Origin of the sequence: Anaerocolumna sp. AGMB13025, from assembly GCF_029689925.1 — a bacterium.
GTDB lineage: Bacteria > Bacillota > Clostridia > Lachnospirales > Lachnospiraceae > Anaerocolumna.
In genome coordinates this window covers 6,557,689-6,583,467 of sequence record NZ_CP121445.1, presented here as the reverse complement: position 1 = coordinate 6,583,467, position 25,779 = coordinate 6,557,689, and the positions used below count along the sequence as shown (strand labels likewise).

The 25,779-nt window shown below is 34.4% G+C and carries 24 protein-coding genes; 21 read left to right on the top strand and 3 right to left on the bottom strand.

What is annotated here, in order from left to right:
• Positions 1–74 precede the first annotated feature (74 nt).
• Both QA584_RS27620 and QA584_RS27615 read left to right on the top strand, forming a co-directional pair.
• The gene (locus tag QA584_RS27620) at positions 75–764 is read left to right on the top strand and encodes a TetR/AcrR family transcriptional regulator (RefSeq protein ID WP_278272313.1); all 690 of its coding nucleotides are present in this window, start codon (positions 75–77) and stop codon (positions 762–764) included.
• Positions 761–1,981 carry an MFS transporter gene (locus tag QA584_RS27615; RefSeq protein ID WP_278272312.1) on the top strand — a complete coding sequence of 407 codons (1,221 nt, stop codon included), beginning with the start codon at positions 761–763 and terminating at the stop codon, positions 1,979–1,981. Before QA584_RS27620 ends, QA584_RS27615 begins: the two co-directional genes overlap by 4 nt.
• 276 nt (positions 1,982–2,257) lie before the next feature.
• Here QA584_RS27615 and QA584_RS27610 read toward each other — a convergent pair whose 3' ends face one another.
• The gene (locus tag QA584_RS27610) at positions 2,258–2,740 is read right to left on the bottom strand and encodes a QueT transporter family protein (protein ID WP_278272311.1); all 483 of its coding nucleotides are present in this window, start codon (positions 2,738–2,740) and stop codon (positions 2,258–2,260) included.
• A 633-nt stretch (positions 2,741–3,373) separates the two neighbouring features.
• Here QA584_RS27610 and QA584_RS27605 point away from each other — a divergent pair.
• From QA584_RS27605 to QA584_RS27575, 7 genes are all read left to right on the top strand, one after another.
• Entirely contained in the window at positions 3,374–4,126 is a 753-nt protein-coding gene (locus QA584_RS27605; protein WP_278272310.1) for a hypothetical protein, read from the top strand.
• On the top strand, positions 4,113–4,964 hold the full coding sequence (locus QA584_RS27600; protein WP_278272309.1) for a serine/threonine-protein kinase: 852 nt from the start codon (positions 4,113–4,115) through the stop codon (positions 4,962–4,964). The genes QA584_RS27605 and QA584_RS27600 overlap by 14 nt, the downstream gene beginning before the upstream one ends.
• Complete coding sequence (locus QA584_RS27595) at positions 4,964–6,169, top strand: hypothetical protein (protein WP_278272308.1); 1,206 nt, start codon at positions 4,964–4,966, stop codon at positions 6,167–6,169. Before QA584_RS27600 ends, QA584_RS27595 begins: the two co-directional genes overlap by 1 nt.
• A gap of 251 nt (positions 6,170–6,420) precedes the next feature.
• Positions 6,421–8,418 (top strand): retron Eco8 family effector endonuclease, encoded by a 1,998-nt coding sequence (locus tag QA584_RS27590; RefSeq protein WP_278272307.1) that lies wholly within the window; start codon positions 6,421–6,423, stop codon positions 8,416–8,418.
• A gap of 224 nt (positions 8,419–8,642) precedes the next feature.
• On the top strand, positions 8,643–9,701 hold the full coding sequence (locus tag QA584_RS27585; protein ID WP_278272306.1) for a reverse transcriptase family protein: 1,059 nt from the start codon (positions 8,643–8,645) through the stop codon (positions 9,699–9,701).
• Between the two features lie 579 nt (positions 9,702–10,280).
• Positions 10,281–11,120 carry an AraC family transcriptional regulator gene (locus QA584_RS27580; protein WP_278272305.1) on the top strand — a complete coding sequence of 280 codons (840 nt, stop codon included), beginning with the start codon at positions 10,281–10,283 and terminating at the stop codon, positions 11,118–11,120.
• Between the two features lie 84 nt (positions 11,121–11,204).
• Positions 11,205–11,582, top strand: a complete 378-nt coding sequence (locus QA584_RS27575) for a VOC family protein (protein ID WP_278272304.1) — start codon at positions 11,205–11,207, stop codon at positions 11,580–11,582.
• Positions 11,583–11,609: 27 nt separating this feature from the next.
• Here QA584_RS27575 and QA584_RS27570 read toward each other — a convergent pair whose 3' ends face one another.
• The gene (locus tag QA584_RS27570; RefSeq protein ID WP_278272303.1) at positions 11,610–11,714 is read right to left on the bottom strand and encodes a putative holin-like toxin; all 105 of its coding nucleotides are present in this window, start codon (positions 11,712–11,714) and stop codon (positions 11,610–11,612) included.
• Positions 11,715–12,417: 703 nt separating this feature from the next.
• On the opposite strand from QA584_RS27570, the gene QA584_RS27565 reads away from it, so the two are divergent.
• The 11 genes from QA584_RS27565 (at position 12,418) to QA584_RS27515 (ending at position 24,425) form a co-directional block, all read left to right on the top strand.
• The gene (locus QA584_RS27565) at positions 12,418–14,391 is read left to right on the top strand and encodes an ABC-F family ATP-binding cassette domain-containing protein (RefSeq protein ID WP_278272302.1); all 1,974 of its coding nucleotides are present in this window, start codon (positions 12,418–12,420) and stop codon (positions 14,389–14,391) included.
• A gap of 219 nt (positions 14,392–14,610) precedes the next feature.
• Complete coding sequence (locus tag QA584_RS27560) at positions 14,611–15,837, top strand: leucine-rich repeat protein (protein WP_278272301.1); 1,227 nt, start codon at positions 14,611–14,613, stop codon at positions 15,835–15,837.
• 100 nt (positions 15,838–15,937) lie between these two features.
• Positions 15,938–16,189, top strand: a complete 252-nt coding sequence (locus tag QA584_RS27555) for a hypothetical protein (RefSeq protein ID WP_278272300.1) — start codon at positions 15,938–15,940, stop codon at positions 16,187–16,189.
• A gap of 24 nt (positions 16,190–16,213) precedes the next feature.
• The gene (locus tag QA584_RS27550; RefSeq protein ID WP_278272299.1) at positions 16,214–16,573 is read left to right on the top strand and encodes a DUF3784 domain-containing protein; all 360 of its coding nucleotides are present in this window, start codon (positions 16,214–16,216) and stop codon (positions 16,571–16,573) included.
• Between the two features lie 207 nt (positions 16,574–16,780).
• Positions 16,781–17,383 (top strand): hypothetical protein, encoded by a 603-nt coding sequence (locus QA584_RS27545; protein WP_278272298.1) that lies wholly within the window; start codon positions 16,781–16,783, stop codon positions 17,381–17,383.
• Positions 17,384–17,618: 235 nt separating this feature from the next.
• Positions 17,619–18,461, top strand: a complete 843-nt coding sequence (locus QA584_RS27540) for an AraC family transcriptional regulator (protein WP_278272297.1) — start codon at positions 17,619–17,621, stop codon at positions 18,459–18,461.
• 232 nt (positions 18,462–18,693) lie between these two features.
• The gene (locus QA584_RS27535; protein ID WP_278272296.1) at positions 18,694–19,650 is read left to right on the top strand and encodes a transglutaminase domain-containing protein; all 957 of its coding nucleotides are present in this window, start codon (positions 18,694–18,696) and stop codon (positions 19,648–19,650) included.
• A gap of 159 nt (positions 19,651–19,809) precedes the next feature.
• Entirely contained in the window at positions 19,810–20,214 is a 405-nt protein-coding gene (locus tag QA584_RS27530) for a BlaI/MecI/CopY family transcriptional regulator (RefSeq protein ID WP_278272295.1), read from the top strand.
• Positions 20,215–20,326: 112 nt separating this feature from the next.
• Positions 20,327–21,994: a M56 family metallopeptidase gene (locus QA584_RS27525; RefSeq protein WP_278272294.1), complete on the top strand. Its 1,668-nt coding sequence runs from the start codon at positions 20,327–20,329 to the stop codon at positions 21,992–21,994.
• A gap of 396 nt (positions 21,995–22,390) precedes the next feature.
• Entirely contained in the window at positions 22,391–22,750 is a 360-nt protein-coding gene (locus QA584_RS27520) for a BlaI/MecI/CopY family transcriptional regulator (RefSeq protein WP_278272293.1), read from the top strand.
• 10 nt (positions 22,751–22,760) lie between these two features.
• Positions 22,761–24,425, top strand: coding sequence for a M56 family metallopeptidase (locus tag QA584_RS27515; RefSeq protein ID WP_278272292.1), 1,665 nt, complete (start codon positions 22,761–22,763; stop codon positions 24,423–24,425).
• Between the two features lie 295 nt (positions 24,426–24,720).
• On the opposite strand, the gene QA584_RS27510 is transcribed toward QA584_RS27515, so the two are convergent.
• The gene (locus QA584_RS27510; RefSeq protein WP_278272291.1) at positions 24,721–25,056 is read right to left on the bottom strand and encodes a helix-turn-helix domain-containing protein; all 336 of its coding nucleotides are present in this window, start codon (positions 25,054–25,056) and stop codon (positions 24,721–24,723) included.
• Between the two features lie 216 nt (positions 25,057–25,272).
• Here QA584_RS27510 and QA584_RS27505 point away from each other — a divergent pair, with 216 nt between their 5' ends.
• Positions 25,273–25,656, top strand: coding sequence for a VOC family protein (locus tag QA584_RS27505; protein ID WP_278272290.1), 384 nt, complete (start codon positions 25,273–25,275; stop codon positions 25,654–25,656).
• Positions 25,657–25,779 lie beyond the last annotated feature (123 nt).

Genomic DNA, 25,779 nt, shown 5'->3' with positions numbered 1-25,779 from the left:
TTTCTTTACATTTATAGAAAAGTACAGTATAATAAAAATGACAGCACTATCATTTTGCGCGAGGAGGTCATACTATGCCAAAAGTAAGTGAAGAATATTTAAACCAAAAAAGAGAAACTATCATACAAGCAGCCCTTGCCGTATGCAAGACAAAGCCATTGTATCAAATTAACATGAGTGATATTATCAAACAGGCGGGTATCAGCCAAGGAGGGATATATCGTTATTATTCTGATGTGGATGAAGTATTGATTGAGATGATAAACAGATGTAATCCTAAAGGAGATTATAAACAATCCATAGATTCCATTATTCAAACTAGTAAATCAGCAAAACAAACCGTTGAAAATCTCTTCGAATTTTTAGGGAATTATATGCAGGAAAGCTCAGGCATTATGGGTAAAATTCTATTTGAGCTTACGGTAATTATGTCTATCGAGCCTGAGAGAGGAAGAAAAATTCAATCAAAAATAAAAGATGGGCAAAGCGGACAGTACTTTATAGCGCAGGTAAATAAGACTATACGAAATGGGATTTCCTCCGGTGATTTTAAGCCGGTTATACAGGCAGATCATATATTAAGTTTTATTTCAATTGCGATTGATGGCATTGTTATGGATGGATGCCTTTTGAACTGTTATGAAGTTCCTCAAGTCGGGGAAATTCCGTTTAATATTATTCAATCAATAAACACCTTGAAGTCATCTATATTGCTTATGCTAAGTCCGAATCCTCTTAAATATGGGGAGGAAGAACATTTGTGAATAATAAAGAAAAACTATGGACAAAAGATTTCTTTTTAATCTGGCAAGGACAACTAATTTCCACTTTGGGAGATGCATCCTATAATATAGCTTTGGGCTTTTGGATTCTGCAAGTGACCGGTTCCACTGCTATGATGGGAACACTTATGGCGGTATCAGCCTTGCCGGGAATTTTGATATCACCTTTTGCCGGGGTATGGATTGAACGCTTAAGAAAAAAATATTTGTTAATATCAATGGATCTTATTCGGGGATTTTGTATGCTCTATATAACATATATGGCTTTTCATAAAACCCTGGCTGTATGGATAGTTTTTGCCGCTGGAATTCTACTCAGCATCTGCGGTGCGGTTTTTCGACCAGGAGTGAATACAGTTATTCCTGAAATGGTACCAAAATCCAAACTCTCAAATGCCAATTCCATCCTATCCATTGCTTCGACAGGTTCCAATATGTTAGGTAACATAACCGGCGGGGTACTATATCAATTGCTGGGAGCACCCTTTCTTTTTTTATTAAATGGGTTATCTTATTTCTTTTCAGGAAGTTCAATGGCTCTTATCAAACAATCAAAAAATAAGCTTAATACCCATGTAAAACAGAAATTATCCTCTGATATAAAGGAGGGATTCCGCTATATGTGGAGTCAAAAGGGGCTTCGGTATTTGCTAATGATGAGTGCATTCCTCAATTTCTTTTCCTATATCGCAATCGTTCTCTTTCTGCCCTTCTTTAAACAAACAGCGAATCTCGGGTCAGGCAGATATGGTATAGCCATGGCTTGTTTTATGGGAGGGGCTATGCTGGGATATATAGTTATGTCGACAGTAAACATTCAAAAGCAAAGGAGATTAAGATTGTTTTTAGGTTCCAACATAATTTCTGACATAAGTTTGGTGATTGCAATAGTTCAGCATAGGTTCCCGGTTATGATTCTGTTTATACTAGTAGGCGGGTTTTTTAATGCAATCATTAATGTGATTTTAATTTCTTCGATTCAGTCTAATACACCAAGTGAATTCAGAGGAAAGGTCATGGCGTTTACAAGCATGTCAACCCAGTGCATGACACCTTTTGCAATGGCCTTAGGGGGGTTACTTGCTGTATTTATTCCGGTTAAAATTATTATTGCCATGAGTTTTACAATCATTGTTCTGATTGCCATAATATTTACACATGAAAAGCATGTTATTGAATTTATTTCTTCACCTATGTAAAATTTAATATTCATTAATTTTAGATAAGTTCAAAGTAGTTTCAATATCATATAACCCTCACTTATGATTAAGGGATTATGTATTAAAACTACTTTGTCTCTTTAGATTCAAGCAAAATGACTTTTGTATTCAGCTCGGCTATTTTTATAATACTTTGTTTTACTTCTGCCTTTTCTAAGAGCAGTTCATCTGTAAGCATGTAATTACCAGTACCTTAAAAATAGAACCCAGTCCGAAGAAAGGATTCTTAATTTTTGCAATAGTTATTAATACTTTTTAATTATTTCTAAAGATAACATTTCTATGTCTATTAAGTACAAACAGTAATATTAGACCTATAATACCGCAGGATATTACTTCACCAATTCCTACTGTTAGCATCATAAACGGTATTGAAAGGGGCACGGCATAAGCATACCGGAGTATCCAGGGTACGACGATGGAATTGGCTAATATGGGGGGCAGGGGAATAAGGAATTTGTGTTTTCTTAGTACATAGGAGCCGATGGCACCGACTAGGGTTGCCAATGTTCCAAAGATAATATCAAGCATATCCGAACCAGAAACCACGTTAGCCAGTAAGCATCCTATGGTAACCCCTGGAATGCCGGCAGGTGTAAAATAAGGTAATATGGTCAGAGCTTCAGCAATTCTTACCTGTATGTAGGTAAAGCTGATGGGTTTAAAAATGATAACCAGGACCACATAGATAGCTGCAATGAGGGCAGCCTGAGTGATGTATAGAGTCTTTTTACTCATGTGAAATTCTCCTTTAGTTTTGTTTTACGAGTGGAAGGTCTCGAACACTCGATAAAATTTTTGCTAAGCCCTGTGTTGAAAGGCTTTCAGCATGTACTACTATAAACCATGGACTAGAAAAAAGCAAGTACTACACAGTTTTACACAAATTTATTTCAAAATGCTCATATAGCAGAAAAAATCATATATATTTTTAGAAACTTCGACTTAAACATACGCATTATTAAATATTAGATACTGACGTCGCGAATGACGACGGCAGATACTTGTGCGCCAGCATGGGTGCTTCCATGCTTTTTTCTGTCTTTATATATCTTGGTATAATCCGCAGTAAATAAGGGGCTTTTAGGAATGACGTTATTTTATCTTTCTATATTTTTTAGACTAATGATGTATCATTGTTGCTAAGTAGTCGCTAAAAGTGGCTATGAAAAAATTCCAATATAGCAAAAAAAATATATAAATTTTCCAAGCCACCTAGATACGTATTATGAAGTAAAATTCCTAGTTTACTACCCGACGGTATTATATTTATGAAATTTTTAATTTTTAATAGACGTATTTGCGAATTCGGTATAATATGATAATAAGTAAAATTTTAGGTAGAAAAGATATTTTAAGGAGGATGGCAAGATGTTGCCAGATATTATAGAAATTTATGATGACTATCGTGATTTAGGTATTATTAATAGAAAAATAACAGAGGGAAAAGAGATTGAACTTGTTAGAGACTATATTGATTATAGAAAAGAGAAATTTAATCCTTTATCAGAAAAAAAATTGGCAATATTTATTGAAAGCAAAATAGATAATTCATATCCTGATATTGTATTTGTTGAGTATAATCCTAATAATTACAACAAATGGAATCATACTAGGGCTAATTTGAATAAAGACGATTTGAAAGTCTTATATCATATTTACTCCAAGAATGGCGTTCAGTCAACCGATATAGTTACACAATTAGGACTTACTTGGAAGTCTGCTATGTTGGCTATTGAAAATTTATATGATGCAGACTTGATATTTCGTAAAAATCAAAATTGGATACTGACAGACGTTGAAAAGATTTCAACTTATAAAATTGAAGCTGTAGAGGCAAAGCTTAACCATTGGGAACAAGTTCTGCAACAATCAATAATTAATAAAAATTTTGCATCTGAAAGTTATGCTCTTTCTATTGCAGAAAGTACGTTGAAAAAAGAAGTTTTATCTAAGTTCAAGAAATTTGGTATTGGAGTTTGCCTAAAACATGGAACCGAATTTGACATAATAAAAGAAGCAAAAAAAGTTCCTATACCCGTGAATTTCAACTCAATTATTTTTAATGAATGGATTGGTCGAATACTAAACGTAAAGGAGAAAAGACTGAATGCTGTCGGATAAACAAATTGTTGAAAATTTTCATGTGGATAAAATAATTAAAAATTATCCAAGAAGTGGACAAAAACGAGTGTTACTAATACAACACCATAAATATGGTAAAGTAATATTAAAGATTGTAGAAGGTGATAGTGAAAGAGTCAGACGTGAAATAGCAATTGTAACCGAAAATCATTTTGGAAATGTACCACAAATATTAGAAATGGATTCTTATGATTGTAATGATGAAAAGGGAATTTACATTTTTGAGGAATTTATTGAAGGTGATACATTAACAAATATACTAAAAAAGAGTAAGTTAGAAATTTCAGATGCACTGGATTTAGCAAATAATATGTTAAGTGTTATGGTTGAAATGGAAGAAAAAAGAATAGTTCATAGAGATATAAAACCAGACAATATTATAAAAAAGAAAAATGAAGAATGGTATCTTATAGATTTTGGAATAGCAAGAGTTTTAGATATGAATTCTCTTACGTTAACAGAAGCTAGAATAGGTCCACACACTCCGGGATATGGAGCACCAGAGTTGTTTCAATATTCCAAAAAAGATATTGATAATAGAGCAGATTTATTTTCATTGGGGGTAGTTTTATTTGAAGCTGTAACAGGTAGTCATCCATTCTTAAAAGGTGATGAGTTAAATCGAAATGAAATTTGGTATAATACAATTACGGTTATTCCACAGAGTGTAGTTATAGATGGGGATAAAGATATGTTGCTTATGGGACTTATTCAAACTTTTATGCAAAAGCACATATCCAGAAGGCCTAAGTCTGTAAAGCAAGCTATGCAATGGTTTCAGAGTGTGAAAGAGGAGATTATTAAGGGAGGGATATAATGGAACTTTATTTACAATTTGCCTATGGCATGAAAAAAATAGCAATGGATTTAAGTAAGGATTGGAATGGAGCTACGACTATATTAAGTCCTAGAGATATATCGCCTATTCAGTTGGAAGCATGGAAAGGTGGCTTTAATAAAGCAGGTCTTAAAACTTTGTTTGACCCACAATGTTATTATCCTAAATCTAATCACGAGGGATTGGCAAAATATGGTTATTGGGACGAATCATTTTCTACTAAATTAGAATTAGGGCAGACATTTGAAGAAAATTTAGTTAAATCTATATTAGTGTATAATGATATTATTGGAACAGAAGAATTTATTATCCCCGCAGCTATGCTTAGATTTGATGAAACATGGTTTCAACGTTGGTCGAATGCATGCAATAAATTAATAGAGGCAACTAAAAAAGTTGTGAAGTATAAAAAACATATATTAACCATTGCTTTATCGGATGAATTACTACTTCAAAAAGAGGATGAGGTAGAGAAAATTATCGAAGCTACAGAAAGATTTGATGTTGATGGATATTATATTATAGCACATCCGCCTCAAGACGCCTATTTAGTAGATAAACCAATGTGGCTAATTAATCTCTTACAATTATGTGCAGGATTAAAGTTACAAGGGAAAAAAGTTATTATGGGATATGGAAACCATCAATTACTATGTTTAACAGCAACTGGAATTGATGCTATGGCTACAGGTACATATTTAAATGTGCGACGCTTTACAAATAAGTTTGAAAAAGACGAAAGTATTCAACGCAAGAGTACATGGTATTATTACCCAGCTGCATTATCTGAATATAAAATAGGATTTCTAGATACAGCATATAATAATGGTATTTTAGAGCAAATGAAACCAGCTAGAGAAATGGATAATGGATATGTAGATGTATTATTTTCAGGAGCTATGCCATCATCAACCTCGTTTAATGAAACGATGGCATTTAAGCATTATTTAAATTGCGTCCGTGTTCAAATAAGGACATTAAGCAAACCCACCTATAAAGATACTGTAGTTGCAAATGAGGTATTGTTAGAAAATGCAATGAGACGTATTGAATTTCTTGAAAAGAATGGTGTTTATGCCCAAGCCAGAAGTTTTAAAGATATGGTGGATGTAAATAGGTCAGCATTACAAAGATTAGAAAAAAATAGAGGATTTCAATTAAGACAGGAATGGGACAACTTATAACCCTTAAACGTTCTGTTATTTCTTCATAATACAATCTACTTAAAGAATTTACTATTCTATCATTAGGATATAACTCTCCCCTGTAAGGGTATATAAACGCTCTTACAGGGGGATATTTTTTTACATAAGTACTACACAGTTTTTATACAGATTATAATAACACATTATAGTAAAATTAATATAATTATAGGATGATTTTTGTTATAATATGTTAACAGCACTAAATTGTATATCATGTGAGGGGATAAGATATGGGAATAAAGCAAATAAATATAAGGAACTTTAAATCGTTACAAAATGTTACAATCGACTTTGATAGGGAAAATTATGATATTCAATGTATTATAGGAAAAAATGGCACAGGAAAATCAAATATTCTTGATGCTATAAGCTATTTTTATAAAATGTCTCAAAATGATTTTGTTTCAGTAGAAAATCATACAGATAGTTATAACAAATATATTCAAAGTATGCAAATAGAGTTCTTATACGATTTAGATATGCAGGTGAAACTTAACTCTAATAATTACTTAGATATGATGATAATGGAATTATTTCCATACCTACAAAATAATAAAATTTTATTAAGATTGACTCAATACAAAGATGGTAAAATTGAATGGTATCCCTTTGAAAAGAAGATAAGAAAAAATCTATCAAAATTATTTCCGATTTATATGATTGATACTAGGTTCATAACTTTAGAAGATTGGTCAATAATATGGGATATTGTTGGGGAACTATCAATCAGTAATTTAAAAAAAGCTGATGAAAAAGTAAATAGTAAATTAGATGAGATATTTGATGAAATTTATGGAGAAAAATATAGTAAGTCATTAAATAAGATTGAGACTATATTTAATAATGAAAATATTTCAATAAATAGAAACAATTATAATGAACGATTTAAAAATGCCTTATATACTAGGTTAGGGGGAAGTGAATTTTTAAGTAATAATAACAAAATCGACTATTATTCAGATGGTACAAATTCTTTAAAATACATAAAGTTGATAATTCAATTGGCTTCGCTATTATCTGATACTGGTTGGAAAAATCCATTAATTATAATAGACGAGCCCGAAATTGGTCTACATCCCCAATATATTGATGAATTAGTAGAATGCTTATACGAATGTAATAGTCTTAGAGTAAATACGTTATTAACAACACATTCAACGAATTTAATAACTTCTTTAATAAAGATACAATTGAAAGTAGGTTTAAAGAGAGTATTCATAAAATCCAATTATACAAAATTAGAAAATATTAAAGATATTGTGGAAGTTAATGATAAGTTCTTAATAAGTAATAAAGAAACTGAATGCTATTTTGCAAATGGAATACTTTTTGTAGAGGGAACTACCGAAATGCAACTTTTCCAATATCCAAGATTACGTGAATTATATAAATTTATTAAATATGGTAAGTTCTTTAGCTGTGACTCAAATGATGCAAGTCTACGACTTATACATCCTAATAATAATAAATATAATCTACCATTTATTGTTTTAGTTGATATGGACAAAGTGTTAAATTATAATGTTAAAAAGAAAAGATTTTCTCCTAAACCTAATAATACAACAAATCCTTTATATAGCAAAGAAATTATTCAATCCCAAAAGTTATTATATTATGATTTAAAGAAAAAAAAGAAATTATCAACACATAATAAATATAATTATATTATAAAATCATTAAAGAAATGTACATTTGAACAGAATAAAGATGTATTTTGGCTAAATAATCATGTGTATAATAATTTAAGAGTATTAACAAAAGAATATTGCTTAAATTATAATGTTTACCCTGTGAGTACTACTATTGAGGGGTGCATTATAAATAAAGATAATTATGATGTTGTAATGGAATGGTTTTTAACATTTTTAAAACAAACTGATGTCATAAGGCTGGAGTTGCTTTTGGGGTATAGTAATGATATGTCATATAAGTTAACGGTATTTAGGCTAATTTTAAATGGTAAATTAGATAATTTAATGACATTAGAAGAAGCCCATAAATGCAAATTAGTGACGAGCGAATTTGTAAGGGAAATAAACTATTTTAATAAGATAGTGGGTGACAAGACCAGCGGATGGATTATAAGCTTTTTAGATTTTTATTTTACTAATTATATTGATAAAATTAAGAGTAATGAAAAACTATTAAATTTTAAAAAGAATTTCAGAGAACTAGCTTTTGTTTTACAACTTGTTCAAGATATGGTAAAATCTAATTATAATGAGTAGTAACATAATTTACTAGTATACATAGTAAATATCCTTGAGATGTTGAATATATTATTTTCACAAAATAATATAAAATCAAAAAGCCAAGGAGTGATAATTACAATTTTAGTCGATGATAGCTATTACATAGCTATATTATTCTCTTTTACCTCGCAGGGCGAAAGATGAGAAGTACTCATTCATGGCTTCCTAAGGAAGCCATTTTAAATTTTGAGGATTAGAATATGAAAATATGGAAAATAGAAAATAAAGCAATGTTTTATAATGATATTTTAGGAATTAACGAGGATGAATTAGCTGGTATTTTGAGTGATAAAAATAAGAAAAAGTATTATGGAATTCCTATTGAAATCCCTAAAAAGAGTGGAAAAAGAACTATTTATTCTATTAATAATTCATCTAAAATATATATAATTCAAAAAAGACTATGTGATAAGTTTTTACATAATATTTTGTTACCAGATACGGTTCATGGGTTTAGAAAAGATACAAATTATATAGAGTATCTTTTACCGCACATATGCTTTTATAAAGATTATTTTTATCTAAGGCTAGATATTAGAAATTTTTTTGAGTCAATAAATACAGCATCAATTAAAGAAGCTCTAGAATATTATTTCAAAATTAATAAAGATTTTACAGCCTTTGATATTAAAATAATTTTGAATAGAATAATTGATATTTTAACATATGACAATAAGCTGGTTCAAGGAGCACCCACATCACCCATAATATCTAATTTAGTTTTTAGAAAATTAGATATTAGAATTGAAAAATATTGTAGATGTTTTCAAATAAATTATACAAGGTATGCAGATGATATGCTTTTTTCTTCAAATAACCCTATTATATTGAAAAAGTCTTTTATATCGGGTGTATCGAAGATAATTGCTACTGAAAATTTATACTTAAATTATAACAAAGTTGTACGTGCTAAGAATCAAATTTCACTAGGTGGATATGTCATATCAGATAATATTAGATTATCAAGAAGTAAACTTTCTAATTTAAGCAGAGTCCTTTTTTATGTAGAAAATCACAAAGATTACAAAAATCAATCATACTATGAAAAGTTAAATGACTTTCTAAAATCGGAAATGGGCACGGATTATTTAAAAATAAATGGTATCTATGAATTAATAAACTATTTTGCAGGCAATAGAGCATTTATCATTAGTGTTTTAAAATATTCTCACGATGATAATTTTTGTGAGAAAGCTAAAAAAATCATAAAAAGATTAGATGATATAATTATAAAACTCGATAACACCGTAGCAAAGTAATTATCTTTGATAATGATTAAACCACCCCCTGTAAGAGGTATTTAATATGTTCTTGCAGGGGTATATTCTTTTACACAGCTACTACACAGTTTTTACACAGATTATAATAACCCATCATGAAACACCATGTAATAAAATCCAGTATCTTAAACGGCTATAGTATACTATGACCCATCATAAATCCCACACCTTAAAAGTTTTGTTTTACGAGTGGAAGGTCTCGAACACTCGGTTTATGAAACAAAAGAGAAAAAGCGTTAGGTACTCTTTTGCTTGCCCATAATGACCTTGTTTTTAGGGCGTTTGTGACCTTATTAGTATAGCATGAAAATGGAGGTTGTCAAGCGTTGACTCAAGTGTTACTACATAGTGTCTGACTCAAGTGTTACTTCACATATTAGAGCTACAATATTTAAATTGATAAAATACATGGGGAAATAATGGGATAAGAGTGATATAATTATTTATGGAGAAAAATTAAAATGTCAGATAATATATGCAGAAAGATATGAAGTAAGAAGAGGACGATAAACAGTTCTTGATTTTGATACAATTTTATGACTTAGCGGGGGAGTGCGTATGGAAGATTTTCACTTATTATTAAAACCTACAGGGGCATATATATCAGGAACAACATCGGGTGTAATGTCATACAGTCCACCTTGTAGCTTTTTGAGTCCATATATTTCTTCTTATTGGGGATCGGAAAGACCAACAACGAAATGGTCTGTACAGGAATTTGAACCTTCCTTAATTGTCCCGGATGCATGTGTAGATATAATTTTTACAATTGACCATTCAAACGGGATCGTAGAGGGTGGTTTTTGTGGCATATCCGATCATCCGGGTTATGCATGGTCAATCAAAGACCGACCGAATATATCCCGTTTTGCTATACAATTTTACTTCTGGGGAGTGCAATATTTTATGAGTGACAGTATTGAAAGAAGTTATAATTCATATGTTGATATTGAAGCATATTTTCCGGGATGGAAGAGCTTTTTTGAAAGGTTGCTGCTTGATAAAATTGATTTTCATGAGAGAGTAAAATTGACGGACCAGTTTTTAAAGAAGAAAATTCAGCCAAATCATTATAATCAGAATGCGGTGAATGCACTGTCACATATTTTACATGCTAAAGGTATTTCCTCAGTAAAAGAAACTTGCAATTATGCAGTTATTTCCCAAAGGCAGTTGGAGCGTTTGTTTAAAGGATACTTTGGGATGGGCATAAAAAAGGTAAGCGATTTGATTCGGTATCAGAATTTATGGCACGATATTGCTTTTGCTAAAATTGGAACCATACAAGATGCGGTTGATAAATACTATTATGTTGACCAGGCTCATTTGCTAAATAATTTTAGAAAATATCATACCATGACTCCAAGGGAAGCCCTTAAGACTGCCTGGCGACGATAAATGTCGCTTTTTTGCAATACTATTTTTCTGAAATATCGTATAATTCAGTGTAGTAAAGAAACGTGAGTAAAGGAGATATGTGGAATGAAAATAGGAGCGCAAGTATATGTAAAAGGTAGTTTTGAGGCAGTCGAGCGGTATTGTGATGCCTTTGGGGCAAAGATTGGATTGAATTTCAAAACACCGGAAAACACGTATGAACATTGTGAGTTAATGATTAACGACCAATTATTTATGGCTGTGAGTGAAGCACCGGATAATTGCGAACGTACAAAAGGGCAGGCGTGGCAGACAACTGCTTTTAATGTGTATGAAATGGGTAATGAGGAGGCTGTACGTCACGCATTTGAAATACTAAGTAATGGAGGAACGGTAATTCATCCGCTGGGACCATGTGATTGGAATCCATATTGTGCTGATGTTGTGGATAAATTTGGTGTATTTTGGTGGATAGCGATCTAGGCCTAGACTTTGGACGGTGCAGGATAATCATTTTTTGTTGTTCATCTTTATTAGATGGACAACAAGAGTGATTAAAGCTACAACAAAAGTAGCAAAGGTTACCATTAAAGATAAAGCTTCTGCAACTGTCATAAGGCTCACTCCCTTACTATGTAATATAGTCAAGGTAAGTTCGCGTTCTATTTAGTTACTTGAATTTATTGGAATATATGATATAATGAAGAAAAATAAACTGGAAAGGAACAATTCTGTGAAACCTATTATGATGATTATAGCAGTGAAACTTATCTCCGCGCAAGGACTACAATTTAAAAAGTCGGCTATGCTTTGTTCGGAGGTTTCATTTCTTAAATAGCTGATGCCAAACAATATTCGTTAATTCTCCTAATCGTTATCAGGGGGATTATTTTGAGTACCTCATTTTGGCATCCTAGTTTAAGAAGCGGTGATCAGGATTGATCCATTGATATGTGACTGCAACAGCATTAGTCTGTCTGCAGTTTTTTTATCGTATAGGGAAAGTTCGTCCTATTCGATAAAAACCCTCCGGGGGAGGCACATGACGCGCTTAAGGATGATTGTCACTATCGTGACAGCTCGTCAGCGCTAGAGTCTGGCGAGCCAGACTCTTTGCTCTGTTGGAAAGCATTGGAGAAATGGAAGGTTTTCGAACAAAGAGTATTAGACCAATAACTGTCGGACAGGTTTGCAGCCACGAACCTGAGCCGGCTTTTTTTAATATGCCGAATTTAGCAGAAGGCCGATACAGCTGAAAGCAGCAATAGAAAGTTTGCCTATTAACCAAAAGATTTAAGTGAAAGGAAAGAAGATATCTATGATTTATCAAATCAATAACGGACTTGTGAAATATTCTGCCGAAACCATACTTGATCATATTAATTTTGAAATAAGAAATACAGAAAAGATTGCAGTTGTTGGACGAAACGGCTGTGGAAAAACCACCTTGTTTAAGCTGATTGCCGGCTTGCTACCATTGGATAATCAAGACAGTGATGAAGATGGCTGGATTAGCAAAGGGGGTAATATAACCATTGGGTTCTTACAGCAGATCAGTTTTGAGAATGAAGATTTAACAGTGGAAGAAGAGCTTATGAAGGCATTTACAAAGTTACTTGAGTTAAAGAAAAAATTAGACCGGCTTTGTATCCGCATGGAAACAGATCAATCAAAGGAGGTGCTTGAAAGTTATTCAAAAACACTGGAACTTTTAGAGCACTCGGGAGGTTATACCTATCAGTCGGAAATGGAAACCGTTGTTACTAAGTTTGGATTTGCTCTTACGGATTTGAAACGCCCCATAAAAAACTTTTCTGGTGGGCAGAGAACGAAACTGGCCTTCATTCAACTGCTGTTATGTAAACCTGATATCCTGCTGTTGGATGAGCCTACCAATCATCTGGATCTCCCAACGATTGAATGGCTTGAACAATATTTAAAGCAGTATCCGAAAGCGGTGGTTATCATTTCCCATGATAGAACGTTTCTTGATAAGATAGCAGATGTTACCTATGAAATCGAACATCGGAAAATGATACGATATCAGGGAAATTATTCGGCATTTGTAAAACAAAAGCGGTTAAATTGGGATAAGCAGCAGAAGGATTATCAAATGCAGCAGAAGGAAATCACAAGGCTTATGACATTAATCGAGAAATACAAGCATCATCCGACAAAGGTTGCTATGACGAAATCCAAGCTAAAGCAGATTGAACACATGGATCTTGTCCGGGCTCCGGAAAATTATGACCTTAAGTCCTTCCATGCAGATTTTAAGCCGCTTAAGGAGGGAGGACAGGAGGTTCTAAAGGTAAACCGGCTAGTTATTGGCTATGACAAACCACTATGTGAAGTGAGTTTTGAGTTAAAGAAGGGGCAGAGACTTGCAGTGATTGGTGAAAATGGGATCGGGAAATCAACACTTCTTAAAACACTGGTGAGACAGGTTAATCAGCTGGAAGGGACATTTTTTTATGGTTTTCAAATTGAGCCGGGTTATTACGACCAACAACCTGCAAAGAAGGAGAATGACAGGACCGTGCTAGAGGATTTTTGTGAAGAATTCCCCGATATGCTTTTATCGGAGGCTCGTTCTGCGCTGGGAGCCTTCTTATTTACCCAGGATACGGTATATAAGAAGGTTTGTCAGCTGTCAGGAGGAGAAAGGGTTCGGTTAAGTCTTTCCAAAATTCTGAAGAAACGACCTAATCTGCTTATCCTAGATGAACCGACGAATCACATGGACATCATCGGGAAGGAGGCGTTTGAGACTATGCTGATGAACTATGAAGGTACCGTTCTGTTCGTATCCCATGATCGGTATTTTGTACAAAAAATAGCAGATTCTCTGCTGATATTTGAAAAGGATAAGGTGAGTTATTATCCTTTTGGTTATCAGGAATTAACGGAGAGAAAACTCGCTTCAGCAAAAGAGGATGCTGCCATTAAATTTCTAGATCAGACAAACACTCCAAGAGCAGTTATAAATGAAAAGGAGTGGGACAGAAAAGAGCAGAACAGAAAAGAGCAGGACAGAAAAGAGCAGGACAGAAAATCGGGGGGCAGAAAAGCAGAGGGCAGAAAAGCAGAGGACAGAAAGAAACAGGAAATGAGAAAGCTGGAACTGAGGGTAGAAGAGACGGAAAGGGAGATTGAAAGAATAAAGGCATTGATGGAGAATCCAGAAATTGCCTGTGACTATGCTAAACTGAGTGAAATTAATGAGCAGTTAGTCAGAGAAGAGCGTAAGCTGGAGGCGTATATTGAGAATTATGTAAAAGAGCAGGAGTGAAGAGAGGAAACAACGGTAATTGATATTAGGAGGTGCGTAAAAACGGAGGGGAGAGGATCTTATACTTTCTAGCGTTCTGTCCTGAATTGTAAGCTTCTAAATATGAATGTTTGCAAAAAACAAAAAGGAAATTTATTGAATATATATTGATATAGTGGTACGATTTAGGGAGTTATCTTAGAAATGAGGTTTCTGTATAGTTTATGAGGGGAGAATGGTATGAAGAAAGTAATAATGTGTATGGCAAGTATGGCAATATGTTTACTGGCTGTCTTATTGATTGGGAATACTACGTATGCAGCTTCAAAAACAGTAAAAGTAACAGAATTAAAAGTAACAAATATAGATTCTATAAATTTTTATTCAATGAGGGTAAGTGGGACATTACAAATAAAAACCTCAATTTCACCTCAAAATGCAGCAAATAAAAACATAACTTGGTCTTCTTCAGACAAGACAATTGCAAGTGTTAATAGGAAAGGATTTGTTACCGGTATCAGCCGGGGGTTCTGTAAAATCACAGGAATAACAAAAGATGGAAGCAATAAAAAGGTATCTTTTTATGTAAGAGTTTATTCTGAAAAGGAATTTGTATGTAGCTATGGATGGGACTACGACCAAGGACCATATGGCTGCAAGCTTTATCTCTCGCCTACGGGGGAGTATTCAAAGGCTGATATCTCTGCTGGTGAAGAAATTGAACGGGGTTCATATACCTTAGATGTTGTAAATAAAACCATTACATTCTATAAGAATCACAATACCGACAACACAAAAAAAATATGGAACTACAAGATTGTGACAAGAAGCAAATTAGTTTTATCAGATGGAACAACTCAGGTTACCTATACCAGAAACTACAAAAATACCACAATCCGATGTACGGGAACAGGATTATTATATGTGCCAAACGGACCAGATCAAGCAATCATTCTCCGTTATGCGGGAACTGACACAACCCTTACCATTCCATCTAGGATTAATAAACGAGAGGTTACATGGGTTAGAGGTATTAGCGAGAATACCCAATTGGAACAAGTTATAATTCCTGATAGCGTTACCCAGATTGATGGTTTTAAAAACTGTACTAATTTAAAGAAAGTTACAATCCCGGATCGGGTAATATTTCTTGATTATTCTGCATTTGAAAACTGTGTATCTCTTGAAACAATAAAGCTGCCTTCTGAATTAACCGCTATTCGGGAACAAACGTTTAAAGGATGTACTTCTTTAAAATCAATTGAATTACCGGAACAGATAACCCGTGTCGGTTCAGAGGCTTTTTGCAATTGTGTCAATCTGGAAAGCTTATACTTTCCCAAAGGAATTAAAGAAATTGAGTCCGATATATTAAAGGGTTGTAATCAAGTAGTAATCTATGGATATAAGGATACTTGTGCAGAGGATTTTGCAAAAGAGAATAATCTAACATTTATAGAAAGATGACAGGTTTTGATTAATAGTTCTTACCCCTGGGCTGTTTTTTTCTGATAGTATATGGTCAGAATTTATTACCCAGGGTAATCTAAAGTATATCGGTTTTGGTATGATTGGTATTGTGATTCTGATTGATTTGTTTTCAGCCCTATATTTCAAAAGATTTGATGAATACCACACCAGTATATTAAGCAAGAACTTAAGTTTTAATGGTATTGTTGCTGTGATACTCTTACCAATTGCAACCAGTGTATTGATTGCTGCTCCGATATATTTTGCTGAAACTGTTATTGCATGCATGATAGTTCAGTGGTTCGTAATAGTTGCTATTGATATTATTTATTTGATTAAAGGCATTTGATTGAATTGAAAGGAGATAACTATTATGTGGTTTATTTGGGTGATTTGGGGGCTTGTAGCTCTTATGATACTTGTTAATATTATTTTGCTCACAGGCAGAGGAAGCAATCTTGTAACTGGATTTAATACCTTGAGTAAAGAGGAAAAAAGCAAATATGACAAAGTAAAGATAAGCAGACAAACCGGGGTTTATATGCTTTTTATTAATATTGGGTTAATTGCACTCGTTACTTATCTGCAATTTAGAATATTAGGGGCAATCCAGGCGAATACCATCAACAGTTATGGAACGGAAATTACTATGATTGCGTTAGCTATCTGTACCTATGTTGTAGTAATCGGTATAGTAAGTGTAACGCGGGGGTTTAAGAATTGTAAAAAATAGCGCTGACACAAAGCAATTGGTTGTGTAAGAAATTAATATAGATAAATTGATTGAATTTGAAACTAGGCTTTTGCAAAGAATGAGAAGCAATGTTATGAATAATGATGCGATTCCTACCATTAAAACCCAAACGGTTTAATATTATTAATTATATGACGATATAATCTTTGACAATGGATTATATGGGGACAATAAGGAGGTAGTATCATGAAAATAGGTGATGCGCGAAAGATTTATTCGGCACGGTTCGAAGAGTTTTGGGATCAAAAGATGTCTTTAGCGAAAAAAAAGAAAGAATTAGAAGAAAAAAGTAAGAACGTTCCAAATGGTAAGGAGAAATTTTCCGAAGAAGCTGTAACCCTTGAATTATCCTATAATGCTGTTTCAGAAAAGTGTGAAGAATACCATAATTTCATGGGGCGGGTTATGGAGATCCGTTCCGGTTTATATAATGCAGAGGTAGCCAAACAGCAAGGGGATATCATGGCGGATCATGCCAAGGATATGGCAAAAATTACGGAGGTAGCAAGAAGAATCTCGAAAGGCGGAAAAGTGCCTGCCGCAGATGAAAAGAAGCTCATGGAATATAGCATGGTAATGTATATGTCTGCAAAAAACGTGGCTATGATGAATGAACGGAAAGAGAGAAAACAATACGATTCCCTGTGGGAGGATGAAAAGCCTGCTGACCAGAATCCAGATCCAAATGAAGTGGCAGACAGTGCAGAGCTTACGATGGATGCACCAAAAGTAGTGGAGGTGGCAGAGGTGCTGGCATCTGCCGGCGGTGGTAACGATGTATCTGAGTAAGAAATATAGTAAATGAATTAAAAACCGGTTCTTTGCAGCTTTAAATAGCCTTAAAGCCTGCTCAGAGCAAATAAAGCGGTTATTGATGTTAAGGTGTGAGTCACCTATACATCTATAACCGCTTTTTTGCAAGGATGAATTTAAAATTCGATTGCTTTTAAAAAGGAAATTGATAAAAATCATCGAGATATAAATAATGTTACATGTTACAATCTAATTGGAGGTGAGAGGAAAGATGCCTACGGATCAGAGCATGCTAAGAGCATTGGATTTTATTGAAGATAATATAATGGGGGATCTAAGTTTATATGATATTTCAGCCGCAGCAGGCTTTTCAGTACCGCATTTTTATCGGTTGTTTAAGCGGTTGACGGGAGATACCGTTGGTGCATATATCTTAAGACGAAAATTATCAATGGCTGCGAAAGATATCATGAAAACGAATAAGACAATTGCTTGTATTGCATATGAATACGGATTTGAATCCCATGATGTATTCACTCGTGCTTTCGCAAGGATATATGGGGTGTCTCCTAAAAAGTATAAAGAAAGCAACGGAACGCCGCCTTTAAAAAGACAGACCCTAGAGCAAGAACAGAGAGTTAAAAATCAACAAATGAACTTTAGTATCCTGCACACAAAGGGTTTTGAAGTAATTGGAATGGAATGTACTGCTTCAAAATGGGATTTAGATGGAGCAATTGGCAGGCTGTGGAGTGATTTCCTTACTCGGGCTGATGAAGTGAAGCATTCTTGTGAACCGATGATTATGTATGGCATTTGTGAACATGAGTATTGCGAGGAGTATCATTTTAAATATTTGGCGGGCATAAGAGTGAACAGTACCCAGGATATTCCATCAGGCATGGTAAGCCGCAGAGTACAGGAAAGAACCTTTTTACAGGCGGAGGTGCCAGAGTTTATCAGTGTACCGGATGCCTATGCAGGTACCATTGGTTATGCAAAAAGTCTGGGGTATGAAATAGCGGCTTACGATGACATTGAGGTTTATGAAGAAGTATTTAAAGATCCTGCTTTTCATAGTTTTCAGTTATTGATTCCTGTGATAGAAACATGAATATGCAGCGGGATTAATAACGAGATTAATAACAAGAGCAAATAACAAGACAATTAGCAAGATCAAACATCAAGAGTAAATAACAAGATCAAATAAAAGGTCATATAAAAGATTAAATAAAAGGTCAAATAAAAGATTAAAATTTCAAGAGTAAATATAAAGACCAAATAAAAGGGTAAAAGACTAAATAACAAGACTAAAATATCAAAAACAAATAAGTGGAGGATAAGAGATGAATGAGGTATTACTGTATTATAGCTTGCCAGGTGATATTACCAGTCTTAACAAATACAAAGAATTTACGGAATGCCTGCCGGCTGATCCAGGTGCAATCTACCAGGCAGCACAAGGCTTACTTATTCATGATAGGTGGGTAGGGCAATATGGAGTAGAGTATATAAAAGCTCATGAATATACTCAAAAGTTTGCTTATATGGAGGACTTACTTGACAAAGCGTTAGAACTTGAGCATAGCAATCTCTTAATTCCACGCCATCCTAGTAACCGTGTGATTGCCTGCTGCCGTGAATTTGCTACCTTAATGTGTGCTTTACTAAGAGCAAAAGGCATTCCGGCAAGAAGCAGATGCGGGTTTGCAGTATATTTCGGATGGGATGGTCAATATGAAGACCATTGGATTTGTGAATATTGGGATGGAGAGAGGTGGGTAATGTCAGACCCTCAGCTTGACCCCTTTCAGCAAAGTATAGTAATAGGCTGGGGGATGGATCGTGCCCGGGGAAACAACCAATCATTGCAGCGTATAAATACATTTACCCCCCGCAATCTTAAGGCAGATGAATTTATAACTGCCGGACAGGCCTGGATTTTGTGCAGAGAAGGTGCTGCTGACCCTAAGAACTTTGGAATAGGCTGCCCAATCAGACCAGAGTGGGGAATTGATTCTTTACACGGTTCTTGGTTTATAAGAGGTCAGTTACTCCGTGATTTTGCTGCATTAAATAAAGTTGAAACCGTTCCTTATCTGGTGCGGATAGGTAAAGGCCTGGACTGGAAAGCCTGGCGTTTGGTCGGGGCAAAGGATGAGGAACTGACTGAAGAGGACTTATATTTATTAGATACCATTGCAAAGCTGACCCTAAAGGTAGAAGCTAATTATCAGGAAATAACAAGGGTATATGCAGAAAATAAGGATTTGAATGTACCTGTTCAAATTCTTGTGAGATAGGATTTGTTGCTATCCCAAGGTAACGAACGGACGATTCTGTTACCATCAGAGGATGTACATAGTGGATAGAAAAATTAGATAAAATTAGCATTGACATTTATTATAGACAAGTGTATATTATTAATATAGACAAATGTAGATAATATAGGAGAGTATGACATGGAGAATAACAATAATAAGAAAGTAAATAACTTAACCAGATTACCGGAAACGGAATTCGAAGTAATGCAGGTAATCTGGAAAAATACCGTTCCCATTACAACTACAACACTAATGAATCAGTTGGGAAATAAAAAAGGATGGAAGCTGCAGACTTTGGTTACCCTCTTAAACCGTTTAATCGAGCGCGGTTTCTTACGCAGTGAAAAACAGGGAAAGGAACGTAACTATTATCCCTCGGTCATGCAGGAGGACTATATTCAATATGAGACAGCACTTTTTGTGGAACGGTATCATGATAATTCCTTATATCAGCTGGTGAATGCATTTTCCGGAGGTAACAGATTAAGCAAAGAGGAAATAGACGAACTGAGTATATGGTTTAAGAAATTAGAGGAAGAATAGGTTGAAAGAAAATAGTATGAATGAGAGGATGCCACTTATGGATTCTTTCAACCTTTTTTATATGTGGCAGTAACACAGCTGCTTACAGATGTGTTATGCAATGGGTGTTAATATGGTATCTCTTTTTTATAAGTTCTTGTCAAATTCTCTTAATATTGCATTCTTTATTATTTTACTGGTTCTTATAGAAGCCTACATAAAGAAGTTTTTATCTGCGGTTTGTCTATACCGGCTTTGGATTGTGCTGCTGCTTGGATTATTCCTGCCAATGCGTTTTGATGGTATGAGTGCATTATTTTACATCAGCTTGCCGCGGATAGCTGAGGATAATATTGCGGTCAGTCCCGGCAACGATATGCCAGGATCTAATAAACTCAGCACAAAAGAGTCACAGATCCTGCTGCCAAATTACGTAGCCAAAGATACCAATTCTAAGGATAAGACACAAGTCGGGTATCCGTATTTTCTTAAGCAGTTACTAACAATGAAAACCTCTGTAATAGTCCAAAGCGGATATTGGTTATTAGGTATGTTATGGATAGCAGGCTTGGTGGTTCTGCTTAAAAATGGAATTCGTTATTATAGTTTTTTAAAACGGTTAAAACGATTTATGTTACCCTTTGACCAGAATGAGTTAAGAGCGGTATATGAACAATGTATGCATGAATTATATCCGAAAGAGGGCAAAAGGCTCATAAAGATTAGGAAGACTAAGATATATACATGTGCTGTTATCAATAGCCCTATGACAATCGGAATATTTTGCCCGTTTATAGTCTTGCCCGACCAAATGTATACGGACAGAGAGTTTTATTTCGTGATTAAACATGAGCTTGTCCATATAAAAAGATTGGATTCTATCATTAAATTAATAGGTGTTATAGTACGGTCAATTCATTGGTATAATCCATTTTGCTATGTAGTATCAAGACATTTGGAGGAGTGGAGTGAAACTTCCTGCGATGAACTTGTTCTGCTGAATAAACCAAAATCAGATTGTCTGTATTATGGCAAGCTTTTATTACGATATGCCATGACCCTGGAAGATAGGGCATTTACTGTAAATATGATTGGAGGTAAGAAATATATGAAAAAAAGGTTAGGTTCTATCATGGAACATAGAAAAAAAAGCTCCGGTAATATACTGGTAACCCTGACAGTACTTTTGGTATTTACAATTGGAATTGTGGCTTTTCATCATGGTACCAGTGTGTCGGCTTCGACGGAGAAGGAAAGTACTGCATATCAGCAGGAGGAAACTAGCTTATCAACGTTGAATCAAAGTACTGATAAGTCTGAGAATACGGAGGTTTCAACTAATTCTGATTTAACTGATACAGCAGTGAAAGAACCGGAGAACGCAAATAACGAGAATAATGATGTGGGTTCATCGGATACAAAAACTTCAGCAGCCAGTGGTGAAATGGTGGCGGATTATGCAATTACAGCCAAAGGTGTTCCCTACTTGTACGGAGGCAATGACCTTAATACCGGAGTAGATTGCAGTGGTTTTGTTCAGGCTGTTTATAAAGAAGCAGGTTATGAACTCCCAAGGACCATTGAGGAACAGGCAAGTAGTTTTGCTACAGTTTCTCTGGACAGTCTTAAGCCTGGGGATATTATTTTTTATGGGACTAAGGAAGATAATACAGTTAGTCATAATGGAATTTACATAGGGAAAGACTTGGTCATTCATGCTTCAAATTTAAAAGACGGCGTTAAGGTGTCTGCTTATGATTATCGCCCGATTATAAGTGCAGCCAGAGTCGTGAAAGACTAGGCTAAACAATATTTTAGTTATGTTATGGCACGTATTGAGAAAGGGGACTGGTAACAGTCCTTTTTCTTATTGCATAGGAAACTTCTTCGAACTTACCTATGCAATAAAAAAGCCTTCCAGGCAGGATGCGCATGACGCACTTAAGGAAGATTGTCACTGTCGTGACAGCGCGTCAGCGCTAGAGTCTGGCGAGCCAGACTCTTTGTTCTATTCCTGGGACGATACTTACACACATAAGGAATAAATACCTGTTTTATTTAATAACCAGAAATATAAATGACTACTAAAATAGTCATTGACACATAATGACTATTGTGATAGTCTAAATTAAAGATGACTATTGCAATAGTAACATTAGACGAAAGATATCAAATCAGAATGACACATGGAGGTTATATGGATATTAAATTATTTGATTCCGAATTAAAGGTTATGGAGGTTTTATGGAAAAACGGTGATATGACGGCCGGGCAGCTTGCAAAGCTTCTGAAAGAAGAAATCGGATGGAACCGGAATACCACTTATACGGTTATTAAGAAATGCATAGAAAAGGGAGCAATTGAAAGGGAAGAACCAAATTTTATATGCAGAGCAGCCATTAGCAGGATAAAGGTTCAGAAATATGAAACAAAGGAACTGATTGAGAAAATGTATGATGGTTCTAATATGAACTTTTTTGCCGCTTTTCTAAATGAGAAGAGCTTGTCGGAAGACGAAATAAAAATGCTGAAACAAATGGTTGAAAAATTAAAATGAGGTGTGGAGAATGAATATTTTTGAAATGAGTATTTCAGGCGGTATCTTAATTATATGTATTATTCTCCTGCGCTGCCTGTCCATTGATCTTCTGAAAAAAAGAACATTTGTAATACTGTGGGAGATTGCATTATTGCGGATGCTTTTACCGATTACAATACCCATGAAATTCAGTATAGCGAATCTGATCGCTTCATTGTCAGACAATAAAGAAGTTCTTTATAACAATCGGGATATCTTAAGCCAATCTGCTTCCGGTGTGGTTAAAAGTACGGAAGCCGCAACTATTGGTGTAATGCATCAGAAGCTCCCTGTTCTTACCATAGTATGGCTTGTGGGAGCAGTTTTGTTTTTTGGAATATTTCTTTTTTTGTATAGAAAAGAATACAAAAGAATGCAGGAGGCATTGCCAATTAATAATTCTGACTTTATCAATCACTGGTTGGCTAATAAGCCAATAAAGCGGGACATTAAGGTAATGACATCAGATTTTATAGCAACACCCGTTACTTATGGCATTATTATACCAAGAATTATACTGCCTAAAATAATGGATTTGTCGAATACGAAACAACTGGAATGCGTTATGACTCATGAACTGGTTCATATTAAGCGATTTGACAATATGTTAAAATTCGCATCAATGATAATTTTATGTATGCATTGGTTTAATCCCCTTACCTGGGTTATGTACTTTTTATTAAACAGGGATTTGGAATTATCCTGTGATGAAAAGGTACTATCAATGCTGGGTGAAAATGAAAAGCAGTTTTATGCATATACCCTGATTGGTCTGGCAGAGCAAAAAGCAAGGATGAATGTAATTTATAATGGATTTGGTAAAAATGCAATTAAAGAAAGGATAATTACAATTATGAAATATAAGAAATTGACGGCTATGGGAATGGCCTTATCTGTAATTGCCATACTGGCTTCTACCAATGTTTTCACGGCAGCAGAGAAGAATAGAGATACAAGCAGCACTAACAGTAACGCAAACAGTACGGCTGTTACTTATGAATATACAACAACAGCAGATCCCAGTTATGCTGTTGAATTAGAACTGGCTGGAGAGATAGCTAAATCAGAACGGTTCTCTGACTATAAAAAATTTGGATTATCTTATGATAAAGGGAAAGGTAAACTCATCTATAAAAAGCAAACAGTCGGTTATTTTATGGATGAGACAAAAAAGAATGTATATACCCGGTTGACGGATGCCACAGGAACCATAGGAATTAAAGCAGTCAGAGATAAAAATTATGAACTTACAGGTTTTGAAGAAGTTGATTTTTGGATGTATCATTCAAATTCAGACGCGGTTGAACAAAGTACTGATAATGTACCTTATCAAGTACAGACTAAGGGAAAGGGCATTAACTCCGCAGTGGAAACTAGTTCCGCAATGGAAACTGGGGGTTCTGATGCGGATACTTTAAAGGATTATATTGAATTGGGTGTAACTTATAGTAATAAATTTGAATGTTGGATTTACAAAGATAAAAAAGTAGAAGCATTGATTGATGGGGCTTATATTTATTTGAATGAAGGAGTATCTTCAAAAGAATCTGCAGCTTTACAGGTGGTAAGGAATGATAAAGGCCATATAAAAGAAATTAAGGTTATTAGCAAAAAACAGTTGAAAGCGCTAATCGATGCATCTCAAAATAATTAGAGCATTATATTTGTTATCTTAATAGCGGAAGCCACCAAAATGGTCTATAAAAACAATTTGGGGCATCCGCTTTTATATGTTTGCTCGGTAATTAGTTATTAAGTCTTATATACAAATAATTCACAGTAGATTAATTTCAATTATAAGTGTTTTGTTCCATAGTTTCCTATAAAACTCAAGACAGAATCTATTGGAATAAATTGCGTCGATACAATTTATTAAGAACAGTAATGGATTATCCAAAGTTTGAGGCAGAGGTAAATTATTTTTTGATACAGGCATAGTATTCAGCCATTTATATTATAGATATCATCTTTAAAATCTTCTGCTTTTTCTCATTATCACAGTCTTTTAGTGCCCGCATGATCTCATTATCTAATGCAAGGGATGAATTCTCATATTGGTCAGATAAAAGGTAATCAATGCTTGTATTAAGGGCATTGGCAATTGCTAATAAGATAGTAAGAGACACTTTTGTATGGTTATTTTCAATATTAGAAATATGAGAAACATTACAACCCACGTAAGTAGCAATACTTTCCTGAGTCAGGTTTTTACTTATTCGCGCTTCTTTTATTCGTAACCCCAATTGTTCATAATTGATATTCTTTTTATCAGCCTCGTTTTTCAACTGGAACACCTCCTGAATTTGTCTGTGTAAATATATTAATGTTCTAATTGTAAATATTATATTATTATGATAGAATAACCTATATGAATAAAATATATTTATATAGACAAAAAACATAAAATAATACAACATTAGACAGCCAAAGCCTGAAATGTTATAATCATCTTAGAAAAGAAATGTAATATTTACCAGAAAAATACTAGGGGGATTATGAAGATGGGTTTACTAAAATGTATAGACTGCATCGAGCTTTATGTATCGGATCTTAAGGAAGGCATAGATTATTATTCGAAGCTTGGTTTAAAAGTTTTATGGAAGAATGAAACGTCTGTTGGCATGGGAATGGAAGATGATTTTACAGAGATTGTTCTGCAAAATGAGAGACAAAAGATGAATGTTGACATTAAAGTAGAGTCCGTTCTTCAGGCGGTTGAAGAAATAAAAGAAGCAGGCGGACAAATCATATACGGGCCCTTTGATATTCCCATCGGAATGTGTGCAGTGGTAAGGGATAAGTGGTCCAATGAATATGTCATACTGGATATGACAAAAGGAAAATATGAAACAGATGAGTTGGGGAATATCTTGGGAGTTAAGTAGCCCAAAGAGGTGAATCCGGGGTATTGCCATAGCCGCCCAATTTAAGAAGATTAATAAGACAAAATGCAGTTTAGATAAATAATAGCTATAAAAAATATTAAATAAAAACAAGTATGACAGGCA